Origin of the sequence: Brucella sp. IR068, from assembly GCF_049065885.1 — a bacterium.
Classification (GTDB): domain Bacteria; phylum Pseudomonadota; class Alphaproteobacteria; order Rhizobiales; family Rhizobiaceae; genus Brucella; species Brucella intermedia.
Genome location: NZ_JBAKHE010000015.1, coordinates 81,563 through 98,151, shown reverse-complemented (window position 1 = coordinate 98,151; position 16,589 = coordinate 81,563). Strand labels below are relative to the sequence as shown.

Sequence of the window (16,589 nt, the reverse complement as noted above, 5' to 3'; positions counted from 1 at the left end):
CCTCAACCAGCCGATGACCATGTATTATTTTGTGCTGGCGGTGTTCGTGCTGGGCGTGTTCGTCATCTGGCGCATCATCAACTCGCCCTTCGGCATGATCCTGAAATCCGTGCGCGAAAACGAAAACCGCGCCATCTCGCTGGGCTATTCCGTCAACCGCTACAAGCTTGCAGCCTTCGTCATGTCGGCAGCGCTTGCCGGCCTTGCGGGCGGCCTGAAGGCGCTCGTCTTCCAGTTTGCAACGCTGACCGATGTCGGCTGGCAGATGTCGGGCGAAGTGATCCTGATGACGCTTCTGGGCGGCATTGGCACGCTCATCGGCCCCATCGTCGGCGCCGCCTTCGTCGTCGCGCTGCAGAACTATCTCGCAACATCCGACTTCCCCGTCACGATCGTAACCGGCGTCATCTTCATGGCGTGCGTCCTCCTCTTCCGGAAGGGAATCATAGGCGAGTTCTACGCATCGCGCCTGGGAAAGAGGCTTTTCGGATAACCGACACTGCGGGGCCGCCCGCGCGTCCGGCGGCTCCCACCTTTTACTGGATATGAGATCATGACCGACACCTACGATTACATCGTGGTTGGCGCGGGCACGGCAGGTTGCGCCCTCGCGAACCGGCTCTCCGCAGACCAGAACCGTTCCGTGCTGCTGCTCGAGGCGGGCGGAAAGGACAATTATGCCTGGATTCACATCCCCGTCGGCTATCTCTATTGCATCGGCAATCCGCGCACTGACTGGTGCTTCACCACGGAAGCCGAAGCGGGGCTGAACGGCCGTTCGCTCGGCTATCCGCGCGGCAAGGTGCTGGGCGGCTGCTCGTCCATCAACGGCATGATCTATATGCGCGGCCAGGCCCGCGATTACGACCTTTGGCGTCAAGCCGGATGCGACGGCTGGGGCTGGGACGATGTCCTGCCGCTCTTCAGGAAATCGGAAGACTATTTTGCCGGTGCAAGCGACCTGCATGGCGCGGGCGGCGAATGGCGTGTCGAGAGCGCCCGCCTGCACTGGGATATCCTCGATGCCTTCCGCGACGCGGCAGTCTCTGCGGGCATCCCCGCCACCGACGATTTCAATCGCGGCGACAATGAAGGCGTCTCCTATTTCAAGGTCAACCAGAAGCGCGGCATCCGCTGGAACACCGCCAAGGCCTTTCTGCGCCCGGCATTGGGTCGCAAGAACCTCACCGTTGAAACCGGCGCGCATGTCCGCCGCATCGAGATCGAGGACTTGCGCGCCACCGGCGTCACCTTCGACCAGAACGGCACGACCCGGACAGTGAAGGCACGGCGCGAAGTCATTCTCGCCGCCGGTGCGGTCGGTTCGCCGCAAATCCTTGAATTGTCGGGCATCGGGCGCGGTGATGTGCTGCAGCAGGCAGGCATCCCGGTCAAGCTGGAGCGCAGGCAGCTCGGCGAAAACCTGCAGGATCACCTGCAATTGCGCTGCGCCTACAAGGTCACCGGCATTCCGACGCTGAACGAGAAGGCAAGCAAGCTGGTTGGCAAGGCCATGATCGGGCTTGAATATTTCCTCCGTCGCTCCGGCCCCATGTCCATGGCGCCAAGCCAGCTTGGTGTATTCACCCGCTCCGACCCGTCCTACGAGACCGCCAATCTGCAATATCACGTGCAGCCACTCAGCCTCGAAAAGTTCGGCGAGGCCGTGCACCCCTTCCCCGCCTTTACGGCAAGCGTGTGCAATCTGCGCCCTGACAGCCGCGGCTCGATCCACATAAAGTCGCCGGACCACCGGACACAACCGGCGATCAGGCCGAATTATCTCGCCACCGAGAGTGACCGCCGTGTCGCCGCCGACGCCATCCGCCTCACCCGCCACATCGTGGCGCAGCCGCCCTTGCAGAAATTCCACCCCGAAGAATTCAAGCCCGGCCCTGCCTACGAAACGCAGGAACAGCTGGAAAAGGCGGCGGGCGATATCGGCACGACGATCTTCCACCCCGTCGGCACCTGCCGCATGGGGCAGGATGCAGAAGCAATCGTCGATCCGCGCCTGCGCTTCAACGGCATTGCGGGCCTGCGCGTTGCCGACGCTTCGGTCATGCCGACCATCACGTCCGGCAACACCAACTCGCCCACTCTCATGATCGCCGAGAAAGCCGCGCAGATGATTATTGCTGACAATCGATAAGCAAGCCGGAAGAGCGGAAATGGCAATCCGCTCACCGTCTCGTGAACGCAATTTCGGCATTATCGCTTCGGCAAATTCTGAAATAATTTTCCTTGTTTATTGCCCGACAAAAGGGAATTATCGGCAACAAGGTGGGCAGGGGGAGAAAGATCATCTCAAAAGATCGCTTTCCGGGACCGGCTCTCCAAAGTCTTTGAACAAGGAAAACAAAATGTCGTCAGTCCTTTCCCGCTATAATCTGACCCGCCGCGCCGGTCTGAAAGCCCTTCTCTTCACCGCAGCCGCACTGACCGTCGGCTTCGCGTCGGCCCCGAGCCGCGCGGAAGACAAGACCATCAAGGTCGGCATCATGGGCGGTGAAGACGAAGACGTCTGGAAAGTCGTCGCCGAAGAAGGCAAGAAGCACGGCCTCAACATCGAGCGCGTGACCTTCAACGACTACAACCAGCCGAACGAAGCTCTGGAACGCAAGGAAATCGACGCCAACGCCTTCCAGCACAAGCCTTATCTGGACGAGCAGATCAAGCAGCACGGCTACAAGATTTCCGTTGCCGGCTATACCGCCGTCTGGCCGATCGGCATCTATTCCCGCAAGCACAAGAGCCTTGATGATCTGAAGGAAGGCGCGGTCGTCGGCGTGCCGAACGATCCGTCGAACGAAGGCCGCGCGCTGCGCGTGCTGGAAGAAAAGGGCCTCATCAAGCTGAAGCCGGATGCAGGCATTCTGGCAACCCCGATCGATATCGTTGAAAACCCGAAGAAGCTTGAGATCAAGGAACTCGACGCCGGTGTCGTCGGCCGTTCCATCGACGACCTCGATGCAGCCATCGTGAACAACGACTGGGCCGCGAAGGCCGGCCTCAAGAAGGAAGAGGCAATCGGCTGGGAATCGAAGGAAAACAACCCGTACAACAACTTCATCGCGGTGCGCACCGAAGATGAAAACGCCGAATGGGTGAAGAACCTCGTGGCTTCGTTCCAGAACGACGCCGTGAAGGCCGAAATCGACCGTGCCTACAAGGGCACCGGCATCCCGGCCTGGAAATAATCGCTTTTGAAGCTTGAAAGACCGCGCCGGAACCGTTTCCGGCGCGGCTTTTATTGACGTACCGACAAAAATTGCCCTAAAGCATCGCCACAGCAAAAGCTGATGGCTTGAGCGAGGCATCATCCTTCCTTGAACCTTAATAAAACAGCCGCTGTTCGCAGCGGCCTATCCAGACATAGAAGAAACGACCGTGACCATTGAAAAGCCACCCGCCACATCAGCGCCCATCGTCGAGATGAAAGACGTGCGCCGAATGTTCGGCGAAACGGCAGCCATCAACGGCGTTTCGCTTTCGGTCTCACGCGGCGAAATCCTCGGCATCATCGGCCGCAGCGGCGCGGGCAAGTCCACGCTGATCCGCTGCGTCAACGGCCTTGAAAAGCCGGATACCGGTTCGATCCTGATCGAAGGCCGTGAAATCACCGGCCTTGGCGAAGATGCGCTGCGCCCGGTGCGCCGCCGCATCGGCATGGTGTTCCAGCACTTCAACCTGCTTTCGGCCAAGACGGTTGCCGAAAACATCGCCTTGCCGCTGAAGATCGCGGGCAAGCCGAAGCCAGAACGCGCCCGGCGCGTGGCCGAACTTCTGGAACTGGTCGGCCTTTCCGACAAGGCGACGCATTATCCGGCCCAGCTTTCCGGCGGCCAGAAACAGCGCGTCGGCATCGCGCGTGCGCTTGCCGCCGAACCCGCCGTGCTGCTTTCCGACGAGGCGACATCCGCGCTCGACCCGGAAACCACACAGTCCATTCTGGCCCTGCTGAAAGACATCAACACCAAGCTCGGCCTTACCATCCTGCTCATCACGCATGAGATGGAAGTCATCCGCCGCATTGCCGACCGCGTGATCGTGCTCGACCACGGCATGATCGCCGAGGAAGGCCCGGTCTGGAAAGTCTTCGCCAATCCGCAATCGCCTGTGACGCAGAGCATGTTGCAGGTGCTGACACCGGAACTGCCTGTCGTCTGGCGCGACCGGCTGCAAAATTCGGGCAATCTTGCCGTGCTGAAAGTCAGACTATCAGGCGCGGCGGCAAAAGGCGCGTTCTTCAATGACATTGCAGCCGCTACGCAGATAGCGCCGCAACTGATCCATGGCGGCATGGACACGATCCAGGGCGAGCCGGTCGGCACGCTCTTCATCGGCCTGCCCGCACTAGAAAAGGCGAAGCTCGACGCCGCCATCACCTATCTTGACACCCATGCAGACGCCACGGAGGTACTCGGCTATGTCTCAGGCGATGCTTGATCTTCTCTGGCGCTCCTTCTGGGAGACCATCATCATGACCGGCTTTTCGAGCCTGATTTCGCTCGTCGTCGGCCTTCCGCTCGCGCTCATCATGATCCTGACGGAGCGTGGCGGCCTTGCCCAGAACCTGACGGTCAACACGATCCTCGGCGCCATCATCAACGGTTTCCGCTCGGTTCCGTTCATCATTCTGCTGGTGGCGCTCATCCCCGTCACGCGCTTCATCGTCGGCACGTCCATCGGCACATGGGCCTCCATCGTGCCGCTGTCCATCGCCGCGATCCCCTATTATGCGCGCATTGCGGAAGTGTCGCTGCGTGAAGTCGATCATGGCCTCATCGAAGCCGCCCGCTCCATGGGCGCAAACCGCTGGACCATCGTGCGCGAAGTGCTGGTGCCCGAAGCCCTGCCCGGCATCGTCGCGGGCTTCACGGTGACGATCATCACGCTCGTCGGTGCATCGGCAATGGCGGGCGCCATCGGCGCGGGCGGTCTTGGCGACCTTGCCATCCGCTACGGCTATCAGCGCTTCGAGACGCAGATCATGATCGCGGTCGTGATCATCCTCATCATCATGGTTTGCGGCATCCAGTGGATCGGCGACCGGCTGGTAAGCCGTCTCGACAAGCGCAACCTGCGGGCCTGAGCCCTATCTCTTCCTCTCACGGAAACCCGCTTCGAGCGTGTTTCCGTCGGGGTCGAAGACCAGCGCTGCATAATAGCCCATCTCTTCCGGTCCCTGATAGGCGGGGCCGCCGCTATCCCTGCCGCCTGCCTCGAGTGCTGCCTGATGAAACGCCTCCACGGCCTCGCGGCTTCCGGCGGTAAACATCAGGTGCAGGCGGTCGCCGGGCTTGTCCTCGCCGTCGGCTACCCCATCGGCACTGCCGTGGATCCACAGAAACGGAACCGGCGCCCGCTCTCCCCCGCTGACGAAGAAGCCGCTGCCGGAACGGGCAATGACCTCAAGGCCAAGTTCGGGCATGCAGCTTTCGTAAAACGAAAGGCTCCGGTTGACGTTGCGGGCTTTGAAACCGATGTGATCGAAGAGCGACATGAGATGCAATATATCGCGGCCAATTATAAAGAAAAGCGGCGCTTCCCAATTTGAAAAGCGCCGCCATCAATCTTCAATACTTCGCTATATGAGAGCGTGAATCAAAAAGGCGGCATGTGCGCGCGAAAATGGTGATTTTCGAGTACCGGAGCGGAGCGTACTCAACGTACGTGAGCACCGGAACGCAGATAAATTGCCATTTGCAGCCACACAAGGCGACTTTTGGAACAGGCTCTAAAGGTTATCCGCGCGTGCGAGCGAGACCATCCTTTGCAGGCTGGTATTTCGGGTCAAGCTGCACGGCGCGTGAATAGGAATTGGCAGCCTTGGCCTTGTCGCCGTTATGCTCATAGACAAGCGCCTGATTGGCCCAGCTTTCTGCCACGTTCTGGTCGAGCGTGATGGCGGTGTTGAAATCGTCGAAGGCGTTGTCGTAATCGCCGAGCGCCACATAGGAAATGCCGCGGCCATTATAAGGCTCCGGCGCGGTCGAATTCAGCGAGACAGCCTTTGAGAAATCCTCGATGGCCTGCTTGTGCTGGCCTTTCGCCTGATAGATCAGGCCGCGATTGTGATAGGCGCGACCGTCGGTCGTCTGCAGGGCGATGGCCTGATTGAAGTCGCTCAGCGCCTGATCGAGACGGCCTGCCTGACGATAGACATTGCCGCGCCCGATATAGGCGGCGTCATATTGCGGATTGAGCTGGATAGCCTTGCTGTAATCCTGCGCGGCCCTGGTGCTGTCGCCCATATAGCGATAGACCAGCGCGCGGTTGGCATAGGCCTGATAGAAATTCGGGTTGAGCGCAATTGCCTGGTCGAAGTCGCGCAGCGCTTCCTTGTAGCGGCCGGACTTGCCATAGGCGGACCCGCGCACATTATAGCCTTCCGGATCGCGTGGATTGCTCTGGATCACGCTCGTCAGCGAACTGATGTTCTCGCTCGACCCTTGCGCCTTGTCCACCGTGCTGAGCGCGGTGGTGGAGCTTTGGCAGCCCGCAATGGTTAAAGCCAGAAGTGCGGTGGCAATGAGAAGGCCGTTCCGGCCTGTTCCACCCAATGCCTCAATTCCCGAAACTTTCGTTCCAGACGATTGCATCATCTTCAAGCGCGTGGGCAACGACTGCATTCCTTTCAGCTCGCATCGGGTGCCAGGACCCTGTTGCTTCTTCTCCATCCCGTGGCCAGCCTGCCCGCAAGGGCTTGCTCCTGCCGGACTATTCTGCCTGTTACGGTACTATACTGGCCCCAAGCAGCAGATAAAAACAGCAAAAAGGCGGCATTGTCTTGCGCTTGTTTTATCTCTGGATGGCGCGCCGCACAGGCGGATATCCTAATTATTTGTTTTTACACATAATGACGCCCGATAAGTCCAGAAACTTTTCGTAACGCTGCATTAAAAATGGAAGCGGGATAAAGAAAATATGTCTGCCGTGGTCATGTCGACCCTTCGTTTCACATCGGAAACGAACACGCAAACTGAAGTCAAAACATGCAAAATCCGGCGCGGGCGAAAGCCGACACCGGAAAGCAGAAAAGGCGCTGTTCAACAGCGCCTGATTTCAAGGTCGATCAACGAGCGCCGGCGCGGCCGCCGACGAGGCCTTCACGCTGAGCGCGCTTGCGGGCCAGCTTGCGTGCGCGACGAACGGCTTCTGCCTTTTCGCGGGCGCGCTTTTCGGACGGCTTTTCATAGTGGCCGCGCATCTTCATTTCGCGGAAGATACCTTCGCGCTGCATCTTTTTCTTGAGAGCGCGGAGAGCCTGATCAACATTATTATCGCGGACGAGTACCTGCACGTGTATTCCCGTATCGGTTAGAATTTCGGTTAAGCCTGAGGCCGTTAGGGGGTCTTTTAACGATTTCAGCCGGTCTGACCGGCCGATCAACGCCCAAAGGCTCCCAAGCTTCGCAACGGATACGCTGCAAATTGGTCGTGGCTATTATCAGAAAGAGCCTCGCCTGTCCACATCAAGATGCAACTTTGCCCACCGGCTTGCGCGAAATACCGGCTTGCGCACGATTTACTATGGCCGCGACGTGCGAATAGGCTAAGCCGCACGGGTTTCTCGCATAAATCGGCCTTAATGGCACCCCATAGCACTTTGCCAGCAAACCGATAATGCCTCCTCTTATTATATCCGATTCTCCTTATGCCCCTCCGCAAGCGACTCGTTATCCAGTTCACAGGCTATGAAGGCCTGCATCCCAAGGCCGTCCGCGTGCGCCATGCGCAGGCATTGAAGGATTTCGACCGCCTGTGGAACGCCAGGACCAGGCTTCCGCCCATGGTGGATGAACCTGACGATTGCGGCACGACGACCGCCTTAACCACGGGTAATGGCTGGCAAACAGAAACCGAGTTCTGCCAGTTCGGCACTGCCGATATTTTCGACGATTACGCCGCGCGCTCGACGCCGAAGCGCATACTGACCGGCTTTCACGCCTTCCTGAACATCCTCTTCACCGGAACGCTGTTGCGCTATCTGACGACGAGCTGGCGCTTCGTCCTGTTTTTCCTGTGGCCGTTTCTGCTGTCGCTGGCGATTCTGGCCGTCGCCGCGCTGATCGCCCTTGCACCGCTGGCGGCGGGTCTCTCGGCCCTGCATCTTTTCTGGTCGACACCGCTGGCCGTCTTCATCGCCACCTTGCTGGTGCGCAAGCCCGGCGACCGGTTTTTCATGTCCTATCTGCTCGACGACTGGTCTGCGGCCTATGATCGTATCCATGGCCGCAACGAGAAGCTCAACCAGCGGCGCAAGGCTTTTGCCGAAGCCCTGAAACGGAAGATCGAGGCCAGCAATGCCGATGAAGTCGTCATTGTCGCGCATAGCCTCGGCACGGTTCCGGCGGTGGAAGCGCTCGCCGATCTCCAGCGCGAACGCCCCGACCTTCTGAAAAAACAGCCGGTTTCGATGCTGGCCATCGGCTCGTGCCTGATGATGATCGCGCTGCATCCCAAGGCAAAATCCCTGCGCGAAGATGTGCGCGTGGTGATCGAGGAAAGCCCCGTCCTGTGGTCGGAATTCCAGGTGCTGACCGATATCATCCACTTCTACGGTTCGGACCCGGCAAAGGTACTGAAGCTGAAGACCGCCAATCCGCCGCTCATCAACCGCATCCGCTTCAAGCATGTGCATAGCGAAAACCGCTACAAGCGCTCGAAGGGTAATTTCTTCCTGATGCACCTTCTTTATATGCGCGGTGCGGAGAAGAAGAATTTCTACGATTTCGGCATGTTCCTGCACGGCCCGTTCTTCTTCCGCGACCTGATGACCGGGCATAAGGGAAAAGCCGCCCCTCTCGATGAAGAAGGACGGCTTCCGGTTTCGTATCGCGAAGCGGCTTGAACCCCGATTGCTTAGCCTTCGGGCGGCTCCACCACGGCAATCGTCAGCCAGGTCGCCGTCAGCGCGGGCTTCAGCGAGTTTTCGATTTCGAGCGTCACATCATAGTGATTGACCACGCGGCCCGACGGACGGATATCCGCATCCGCCAGTTTGAAACGGGCGCGCACGCGGGAGCCCGTCTTGACCGGCGACAGGAAGCGCAGCTTGTCGAAGCCGTAATTGATGCCCATCGTTGCGCCTTCCAGCATCGGCAGCGCCTCATAGGCCAGCGTCGAAAGCAGCGACAGCGTCAGGAAGCCATGCGCGATGGTGCCGCCGAAAGGCGTTTCCTTCGCGGCGCGTTCCGGATCGACATGGATGAACTGGTGATCATCGGTCGCATCGGCGAACTGGTTGATCATTTCCTGCGTGACTTCGCGCCACTCCGAACATCCGATTTCCGTGCCGATTGCCTCGCGCAACTGGTCGAGCGTGATTGCGTCTTTCATTCGCTGGCTATTCCTGCTGATGTGATTTGCCTTGTGTTTAACCAATAAAGCCTGGTGTCTGAATCAAAAAGTGGCAGGCCATGGCGAAAATGGTGATTTCGAGAACCGGAGCGCAATGTACTTAAATGTACATGAGCACCGGAAGCGCAGAAATTGCCATTTGCAGTCTGGCATGGCGACTTTTGGATCAGACACTTAGGCGGCAACCAGAATTTCCCGTGCAATATCATCCCAATGCGAGAAAACCTGATGCGCACCCTTGCCCGCCAGTTTTTCTGCATGACCCTCATAGGTGTGCCCGCCGCCCGTATAACCGAATGCCGTCATGCCTGCTGCAATGGCACCTTCCACGCCGAAAGGCGAATCCTCGATCACCACGCAACGCGCCGGATCAACGCCCATCTTGGTCGCAGCAAACAGGAACAGGTCCGGCGCCGGCTTGCCGCGCTTGACCATGCTGGACGAATAGACCGCATCGCCGAAATACTGGCTGATGCCGGTCTTTTCCAGACTGAACGCAATGCGCTCCGGCTGCGACGACGAAGCCACGCAGCGCTTCTGCGGCAGTTCGCGCAGGAAGTCGGCGATACCCACGGTCGGCTGCAGGCTTTCCGCAAACAGGATTTTCGTGGCGGGCCAGAACAGGTTCGTCGCCTCCTCCGGCAGGCGGTGCCCGGTCATATCCTCGATCATCTTCATGATATCGGCCTGCTTCATGCCGATGCCTTTCGCGACCGTCCCTTCCGGCAGCTTCATGCCGTGATCGGCATAGACCTGCTCGAATGCAAGGCAGGAAAGCGGCTCGCTATCGACAAGCACGCCGTCGCAATCGAAGATCACGAGATCGAAGGGGGAAACGCTGCTCATTTTGGCTCCAGTGACATGCATATTTTGTCGCGCAGTTTGGAGGTGCGCGTCCGTCAGTGTTGATATAGAGACTGTTCGTCTATTACGCACCTATATCAACACAAGCGTGACAAAATTACCTCGCTTGCTGGGTTTCGAGATTTTGCGGAGATTTTCATGACGACAAATGTGGCACTGGTTGGACTGGCGCGCGATCTCGCGGCGCGGGCTGAAACCGGCAAGCCGATCCGCATCGGTCTTATCGGCGCTGGCGAAATGGGCACCGACATCGTAACCCAGGTCGCGCGGATGCAGGGCATCGAAGTCGGCGCGCTTTCCGCCCGCAGGCTGCCCAACACCTTCAAGGCTGTCCGCACCGCCTATGGCGACGAGGACAACGCGCAGGAAACCGCCACCCAGTCCGCAATGACCCGCGCCATCGAAGCGGGCAAGATCGCCGTCACCGACGACAATGACCTCATCCTTTCCAACCCGCTGCTCGATGTCATCATCGATGCGACCGGCATTCCGGAAGTGGGTGCGGAGACCGGCATCAAGGCCATCCGCAACGGCAAGCACCTCGTCATGATGAATGTGGAAGCCGATGTCACCATCGGCCCTTACCTCAAGGCCGAAGCCGACAGGCAGGGCGTGATCTATTCGCTGGGCGCAGGCGACGAGCCTTCATCCTGCATGGAGCTGATCGAATTCGTTTCCGCCATGGGCCACAAGGTCGTTGCCGCCGGCAAGGGCAAGAACAATCCGCTCAATTTCGATGCGATCCCCGACGACTATCAGGAAGAAGCCGACCGCCGGAACATGAATGTCCGCCTGCTGGTGGAATTTGTCGATGGCTCCAAGACGATGGTCGAAATGGCGGCGATTGCCAACGCCACCGGCCTTGTGCCGGATATTGCAGGCATGCACGGCCCCAGGGCAGCAATCGACGAGTTGAACCGCACCCTGATCCCGAAGGAGGACGGCGGCGTCCTGAACAAAACCGGCGTGGTCGATTATTCCATCGGACGCGGCGTGTCGCCCGGCGTCTTCGTCATCGCGAAGATGGAACATCCCCGCCTTGTGGAGCGTCTGGAAGACCTGAAAATGGGCAAGGGCCCCTATTTCACCTTCCACCGTCCTTTCCACCTCACCTCGCTGGAAGTGCCGCTGACGGTTGCCCGGGTCGTGCTGCACGGCAAGACCGACATGGTGCCGCTGCCGAAGCCTGTGGCGGAAGTGTGCGCCGTCGCCAAGAAGGACTTGCGGCCCGGCGATCATCTGGATGCCATCGGCCAATATTGCTACCGCTCATGGATCATGACGACACCGGAGGCCCGCGCGGCCAAAGCCATCCCCTGCGGCCTGCTGCAGAACGGCACGGTTATCGCGCCGATCCGCAAGGGCGAACTCATCACCTATGCCAATGCGGCCCCGAAGCCCGGCTCGAAGATCGCCGAACTGCGGGCCTTGCAGGATGCCATGTTAGGGCAGTAAGGCAGTAGGGCAATAAGACAGTATGTTAAGGGAGTAAGGCGAAGACGGGCAGCATGTCCACAAGTCCAACATACTGCCCTAATGCCTTACTGCCCTATTCCCTTCCCTAGTGATCGAGCGCCTTCACAATACTCTCCACCATCTTCTTCGCGTCGGCAAAGAGCATCATGGTGTTGTCGCGGAAGAACAGCTCGTTTTCCACGCCCGCATAGCCCGACCCCATGCCGCGCTTGATGAACAGGACCGTGCCAGCCTTGTCGACATCGAGGATCGGCATGCCGAAGATCGGTGACTTCGGATCGGTCTTCGCCGCCGGATTGGTGACGTCATTCGCGCCGATCACGAAGGCAACATCGGCCTGCGCGAATTCCGAATTGATGTCTTCCAGTTCGAACACTTCATCATAAGGCACGTTGGCTTCGGCCAGAAGCACGTTCATGTGCCCCGGCATACGGCCCGCGACCGGATGGATGGCATATTTGACTTCCACGCCTTCAGCCTTGAGCTTGTCGGCCATTTCGCGCAGCGCGTGCTGGGCCTGGGCCACCGCCATGCCATAGCCCGGCACGATGATGACTTTCGAAGCGTTCTTCATGATGAAGGCCGCATCGTCGGCAGAACCCTGCTTGACCGGACGCTGCTCCACCTCGCCGCCGCTGGCAGCGGATGTATCGCCGCCAAAGCCGCCGAGAATGACCGAGATGAACGAGCGGTTCATGCCCTTGCACATGATGTAGCTGAGGATCGCACCGGACGAGCCGACCAGCGCGCCTGTGATGATCAGCGCCAGATTGCCGAGCGTGAAGCCGATGCCTGCCGCAGCCCAGCCCGAATAGGAATTGAGCATGGACACGACAACCGGCATGTCTGCGCCGCCAATCGGAATGATGATGAGCACGCCGAAGGCAAGCGCCAGCAGCACGATCAGCCAGAACACGAAATGGCTTTCCGTGTTGGTGAGCACGACGATCAGCAGCACGATCGCCACGGCCAGAGCCGCATTGATGACATGGCGTCCCGGCAGCATGATCGGCTTGCCGGACATGCGTCCATCGAGCTTCAAAAAGGCAATGATCGAGCCGGTGAAGGTGATCGCGCCGATGGCGACGCCGAGCGACATTTCGACCAGCGCCTGACCGTGGATCTGGCCCACTTCGCCAATCCCGAACGAATGCGGCGAATAAAGCGCGGCAGCGGCCACCAGAACAGCGGCAAGACCGATCAGCGAGTGAAAGGCGGCAACAAGCTGCGGCATGGCCGTCATGGCGATGCGGCGCGCGATGACCGCACCGATGCCGCCGCCAATGGCGATGCCGATGACGATCAGGACCAGACCGCCGAAGCTCGGACGCGCCAGCAACAATGTGGTGAGGATGGAAATCCCCATGCCGATCATGCCGTACATATTGCCCTGACGGCTGGTCGTCGGATGCGACAGGCCGCGCAGCGCCAGAATGAACAGCACGCCGGAGACGAGATAAAGGAAGGCTGCGAGATTAACGCTCATGTTCGTTCAGCCTCACTTTTCTTTTTTCTTGTACATGGCGAGCATGCGCTGGGTGACCAGAAAGCCGCCGAAGATGTTGACGCTGGCAAGGATCAGCGCGATGAAACCGAAGCCGGTTGCCCAGCCGGAAAGCGACAGGCCGACGGCCAGAAGCGCACCCACCACGATCACCGATGAAATGGCGTTGGTAACAGCCATCAAAGGCGTGTGCAGCGCGGGCGTGACTGACCAGACGACGTAATAGCCGACGAAAATCGACAGGATGAAGATCGCGAAGCGAAACACGAACGGATCGATTGCGCCGCCCGATGCGGCATGCGCGGCAGCAGCCGCCGCATCGCCCAGACCGCCCGCATTTTCCGCCGCCTGACGCACGGCGTCTGCGGCCTGGTTCAGGCTCTCAAGAGCTTTATCGAGACTAGTTTCGGCCATTATGCCTCTCCTCCATCAACTGGAGACTTGGGGGATGAAGAAGACTTTGCAGCAGCCTTCGGTGCTTTTGCAGGCGCTTTCTTCGCCGTTTCCTTCGCCGTTTTCGGGGCTGCAGGTTTCGCAGCATCGCCAACGACTTCTGCCTTTGCAGCCCTGGGCTTCGGTGCGGCTTTCGGTTTTGCAGCCGGCTTTGCAACAACTGGCGTGGTTGCGGCAGGTGCTGCCTCAGCCTTGGCAAAAGCCGGATGGAGGATTTTGCCCTGATGGGTGAGAAGCGTCGCCTTCACCAGCTCTTCTTCCGGATCGATTTTCAGAAGCTTCGTTTCCTTGTCGACCAGCGTTTCGACGAAGGCGATCAGGTTGCGCGCGTAAAGCTGCGAGGCGCTTGCCGCAATGCGGCCCGGAACGTTGAGATGGCCGACGATCTTGACGCCGTTCACATCCGCAATCTGGCCAGCGACGGCGCCTTCGACATTGCCGCCGCGCTCGACCGCGAGATCGACAAGCACCGAGCCGGGGCGCATCGAAGCGACCATTTCCTTCGATACCAGCCGCGGCGCCGGACGGCCCGGAATGAGCGCCGTGGTGATGACGATATCCTGCTTGGCGATGTGGTCGGCAACAAGTGCCGCCTGTTTCGCCTGATATTCCTTCGACATTTCCTTGGCATAGCCGCCAGCGGTTTCCGCTGCCTTGAACTCCTCGTCCTCGACCGCGATGAACTTCGCGCCAAGCGAGGCGACCTGTTCCTTCGCAGCCGGGCGAACATCGGTGGCGGTCACGACGGCGCCAAGGCGACGGGCCGTTGCAATGGCCTGAAGACCGGCAACCCCTGCCCCCATCACGAACACCTTGGCGGCAGGCACGGTGCCAGCCGCCGTCATCATCATCGGCATGGCGCGGTCATAGGTTTCCGCCGCGTCAATCACCGCCTGATAACCGGCGAGATTGGCCTGCGAAGACAATACGTCCATCACCTGCGCACGGGTGATGCGCGGCATGAATTCCATCGTGAAGGCAGAAATGCCAGCTCTGGCAAGCGCCGCAACGGCATCTTCATGGCCGTAAGGATCGAGCATGGCGAAGAGCGCCGCGCCCGATTTATACCCCTTCAGTTCCGCATCGGATGGACGGCGCACTTTCAGGACGACATCCGCCGTTCTGGCATCCGCCACCGTGCCGATCCGGGCACCGGCTGCGGTAAACTCGGCATCGGGAATGCGCGATTTCTCGCCCGCGCCTTTTTCCACCACGACATCGAAACCGAGCGCGATGAACTTCTTCACCGTCTCCGCCGACGCCGCGACACGGCTTTCATTGGGGTCGCTTTCTTTCGGGATAAATAACGTCTGGGCCAAGCTGGTTTCCCTTTCGTGGCGTTCTTCCGGGATTGATTCCGGTCATGCACAGTTACGAGCTTCCGGGGCGAAGCCCGTTCAAATAACCTGAACTATAGACATGCATAAAACCTCGGCACGGTATTCCATGCCAAGGCATTCGATCAAATCGTGCGGGTTGACCCCGGTTCGCGCTTCAGTTCAACGATACTGCGCCGGAAGCTGAAATCCGGCGGCAGTGGTCACGAAAGAATGAACCAGGCAGCGACACAGACTAGGATGAAAAGAACGGTCGCGGAGAAGAAACCACCAGCAAAAAAGCCGAACGCCATGGCAATCATAAGGGCGATAAGCGCCACCGTGCTCCATTTAACCAGGCCCGTGAAACCGGCATAAGTTTTCTCATGCTCGGAATAGTCCATCGGTGCGCCAAGTTCAGCCGGAGCCGTCGTATGATGTTCTGCCATTTTAGTTCCACCCATTTAAAGCATGTCTCCCAATAGTGGGAACCGGTTTCGGGACAAAGACATGCGTGAAAACAAGATTAAAGCGCAACACGCTTTAAAATTTCCGCCCATACACCGTCATGTTAAGCGGAAATGCCTGCAATCTTCAATGTGCGAGCGAACAAACCGATGCATTGACCGCAAGGCTTTTCGTCGCAGCTACCCTCTCTCCGCAGAAGCGGTTCCGCAATCTTCGTAAAGCGAAACTGCCCTTCTGGCTATATTTAATTGTTTAAGCTCCGGCGATGTTTTCAGATTCCTATATGCCGAGCCCGGTATATTTCGCCGTCGGCAGGATTGTCAGCGGCACGGAACTGTCCCGCATGTCGGCAAACATGGCGCGGCGCTCATGCGGCTGCGATTTGAAGAATGGAAAGCGCACGGCCACCGCATCGCGGATATTGCGGATGGGTGCAGCACCCAGCCCCACCCTGATTCCATAGCCTTCATGCTCGCGGGCATCGGCCATGACCGAAGTGCCGAAAATGCGCTTGTAAAAGGCCATATGCTCGGGCTTCACCGAGGCAAGGCATTGATCCGCCGCGAAAAATTCCGACGCCATCGCCGCGATGCGCAAGGTGATATAGGGAATGGCGGGATATTCGCTCAACAGTTCCGGATCAGCCGCAAAGCGGGTCGGATCGACAAAATGCATGCCGCTGTTGAGCAGCGGATCGAGGATATCCGGGAAAAGCGCATAGCTCGTGCCGCGACGATGATCGGGCGTGATGTGATGGATGCGCAGCGTGCTGACCAGTTGCCCATCCACATGCACGCCATAGACGAAAGCATGGCTGTCACGGTCGATATCATCGACGATGGACGGCACTTCCGCCTCGTGCATCACATTGCGCGTGCGGTAGGAACGATAGCGCAGGCGGCCGATTTCCTCGAGGTCCTCCGCATGTACGATACGGCGATATTCCACCCGGTCGAGAAACTGCAACAGCTGCCGCGCAAAATTGGACAATGGCGGTTTATCGCCTGTAACAGCTGTATTCGTCATGCAATCGATTTTTCCGCACCCCGCAAATCAGTGTGCAGAATATGCGCCTTTATCAGCATGTAAAGATATAACTTTGTGGGCTGCCTTTTTGTCGCCGCACAATGAACGTTCGTTCG

The 16,589-nt window shown here is 59.0% G+C and carries 17 protein-coding genes and 1 pseudogene; 7 read left to right on the top strand and 11 right to left on the bottom strand.

Going from position 1 to position 16,589, the window contains the following annotated elements:
• From ACOWVS_RS20160 to ACOWVS_RS20140, 5 genes are all read left to right on the top strand, one after another.
• Positions 1 to 493, top strand: a 493-nt coding sequence (locus tag ACOWVS_RS20160; RefSeq protein ID WP_420984188.1) for a branched-chain amino acid ABC transporter permease, incomplete at its 5' end; no start/stop codon positions are given.
• A 60-nt stretch (positions 494 to 553) separates the two neighbouring features.
• On the top strand, positions 554 to 2,152 hold the full coding sequence (locus ACOWVS_RS20155; protein ID WP_075042307.1) for a GMC family oxidoreductase: 1,599 nt from the start codon (positions 554 to 556) through the stop codon (positions 2,150 to 2,152).
• Between the two features lie 211 nt (positions 2,153 to 2,363).
• Positions 2,364 to 3,200, top strand: a complete 837-nt coding sequence (locus ACOWVS_RS20150; RefSeq protein ID WP_075042330.1) for a MetQ/NlpA family ABC transporter substrate-binding protein — start codon at positions 2,364 to 2,366, stop codon at positions 3,198 to 3,200.
• A 190-nt stretch (positions 3,201 to 3,390) separates the two neighbouring features.
• Positions 3,391 to 4,449, top strand: coding sequence for a methionine ABC transporter ATP-binding protein (locus tag ACOWVS_RS20145; protein WP_075042308.1), 1,059 nt, complete (start codon positions 3,391 to 3,393; stop codon positions 4,447 to 4,449).
• Positions 4,430 to 5,095 (top strand): methionine ABC transporter permease, encoded by a 666-nt coding sequence (locus ACOWVS_RS20140; protein WP_006471185.1) that lies wholly within the window; start codon positions 4,430 to 4,432, stop codon positions 5,093 to 5,095. Before ACOWVS_RS20145 ends, ACOWVS_RS20140 begins: the two co-directional genes overlap by 20 nt.
• 3 nt (positions 5,096 to 5,098) lie before the next feature.
• On the opposite strand, the gene ACOWVS_RS20135 is transcribed toward ACOWVS_RS20140, so the two are convergent.
• From ACOWVS_RS20135 to rpsU, 4 genes and pseudogenes are all read right to left on the bottom strand, one after another.
• On the bottom strand, positions 5,099 to 5,506 hold the full coding sequence (locus ACOWVS_RS20135; RefSeq protein WP_025090834.1) for a VOC family protein: 408 nt from the start codon (positions 5,504 to 5,506) through the stop codon (positions 5,099 to 5,101).
• 103 nt (positions 5,507 to 5,609) lie between these two features.
• Positions 5,610 to 5,706, bottom strand: a pseudogene (locus tag ACOWVS_RS20130) (flagellar basal body P-ring protein FlgI); the annotation flags it as partial.
• Between the two features lie 41 nt (positions 5,707 to 5,747).
• Complete coding sequence (locus tag ACOWVS_RS20125) at positions 5,748 to 6,635, bottom strand: tetratricopeptide repeat protein (protein ID WP_006467536.1); 888 nt, start codon at positions 6,633 to 6,635, stop codon at positions 5,748 to 5,750.
• A 443-nt stretch (positions 6,636 to 7,078) separates the two neighbouring features.
• The gene (rpsU, locus tag ACOWVS_RS20120) at positions 7,079 to 7,306 is read right to left on the bottom strand and encodes a 30S ribosomal protein S21 (protein WP_006471186.1); all 228 of its coding nucleotides are present in this window, start codon (positions 7,304 to 7,306) and stop codon (positions 7,079 to 7,081) included.
• A 354-nt stretch (positions 7,307 to 7,660) separates the two neighbouring features.
• Here rpsU and ACOWVS_RS20115 point away from each other — a divergent pair, with 354 nt between their 5' ends.
• On the top strand, positions 7,661 to 8,857 hold the full coding sequence (locus tag ACOWVS_RS20115) for an alpha/beta hydrolase (protein WP_075042309.1): 1,197 nt from the start codon (positions 7,661 to 7,663) through the stop codon (positions 8,855 to 8,857).
• A gap of 11 nt (positions 8,858 to 8,868) precedes the next feature.
• Here ACOWVS_RS20115 and ACOWVS_RS20110 read toward each other — a convergent pair whose 3' ends face one another.
• Together ACOWVS_RS20110 and ACOWVS_RS20105 are read right to left on the bottom strand one after the other, a co-directional pair.
• Positions 8,869 to 9,345 (bottom strand): MaoC family dehydratase, encoded by a 477-nt coding sequence (locus ACOWVS_RS20110; protein ID WP_006471187.1) that lies wholly within the window; start codon positions 9,343 to 9,345, stop codon positions 8,869 to 8,871.
• 195 nt (positions 9,346 to 9,540) lie between these two features.
• Positions 9,541 to 10,212: an HAD family hydrolase gene (locus tag ACOWVS_RS20105; RefSeq protein WP_063881510.1), complete on the bottom strand. Its 672-nt coding sequence runs from the start codon at positions 10,210 to 10,212 to the stop codon at positions 9,541 to 9,543.
• Positions 10,213 to 10,368: 156 nt separating this feature from the next.
• Here ACOWVS_RS20105 and ACOWVS_RS20100 point away from each other — a divergent pair, with 156 nt between their 5' ends.
• Complete coding sequence (locus ACOWVS_RS20100) at positions 10,369 to 11,685, top strand: 1-deoxy-D-ribulose 5-phosphate reductoisomerase (protein WP_075042311.1); 1,317 nt, start codon at positions 10,369 to 10,371, stop codon at positions 11,683 to 11,685.
• Positions 11,686 to 11,791: 106 nt separating this feature from the next.
• On the opposite strand, the gene ACOWVS_RS20095 is transcribed toward ACOWVS_RS20100, so the two are convergent.
• The 5 genes from ACOWVS_RS20095 to ACOWVS_RS20075 form a co-directional block, all read right to left on the bottom strand.
• Complete coding sequence (locus ACOWVS_RS20095) at positions 11,792 to 13,192, bottom strand: NAD(P)(+) transhydrogenase (Re/Si-specific) subunit beta (RefSeq protein WP_021587082.1); 1,401 nt, start codon at positions 13,190 to 13,192, stop codon at positions 11,792 to 11,794.
• A gap of 12 nt (positions 13,193 to 13,204) precedes the next feature.
• Positions 13,205 to 13,624, bottom strand: coding sequence for a proton-translocating transhydrogenase family protein (locus ACOWVS_RS20090; RefSeq protein ID WP_021587083.1), 420 nt, complete (start codon positions 13,622 to 13,624; stop codon positions 13,205 to 13,207).
• Positions 13,624 to 14,982 (bottom strand): Re/Si-specific NAD(P)(+) transhydrogenase subunit alpha, encoded by a 1,359-nt coding sequence (locus tag ACOWVS_RS20085; protein WP_063881512.1) that lies wholly within the window; start codon positions 14,980 to 14,982, stop codon positions 13,624 to 13,626. Before ACOWVS_RS20085 ends, ACOWVS_RS20090 begins: the two co-directional genes overlap by 1 nt.
• 221 nt (positions 14,983 to 15,203) lie before the next feature.
• Complete coding sequence (locus tag ACOWVS_RS20080) at positions 15,204 to 15,428, bottom strand: aa3-type cytochrome c oxidase subunit IV (RefSeq protein WP_006471190.1); 225 nt, start codon at positions 15,426 to 15,428, stop codon at positions 15,204 to 15,206.
• A 298-nt stretch (positions 15,429 to 15,726) separates the two neighbouring features.
• A complete protein-coding gene (locus ACOWVS_RS20075; RefSeq protein WP_006467548.1) occupies positions 15,727 to 16,473 on the bottom strand; it encodes an N-acyl amino acid synthase FeeM domain-containing protein in 747 nt (248 codons plus the stop codon).
• Between the last annotated feature and the right edge of the window lie 116 nt (positions 16,474 to 16,589).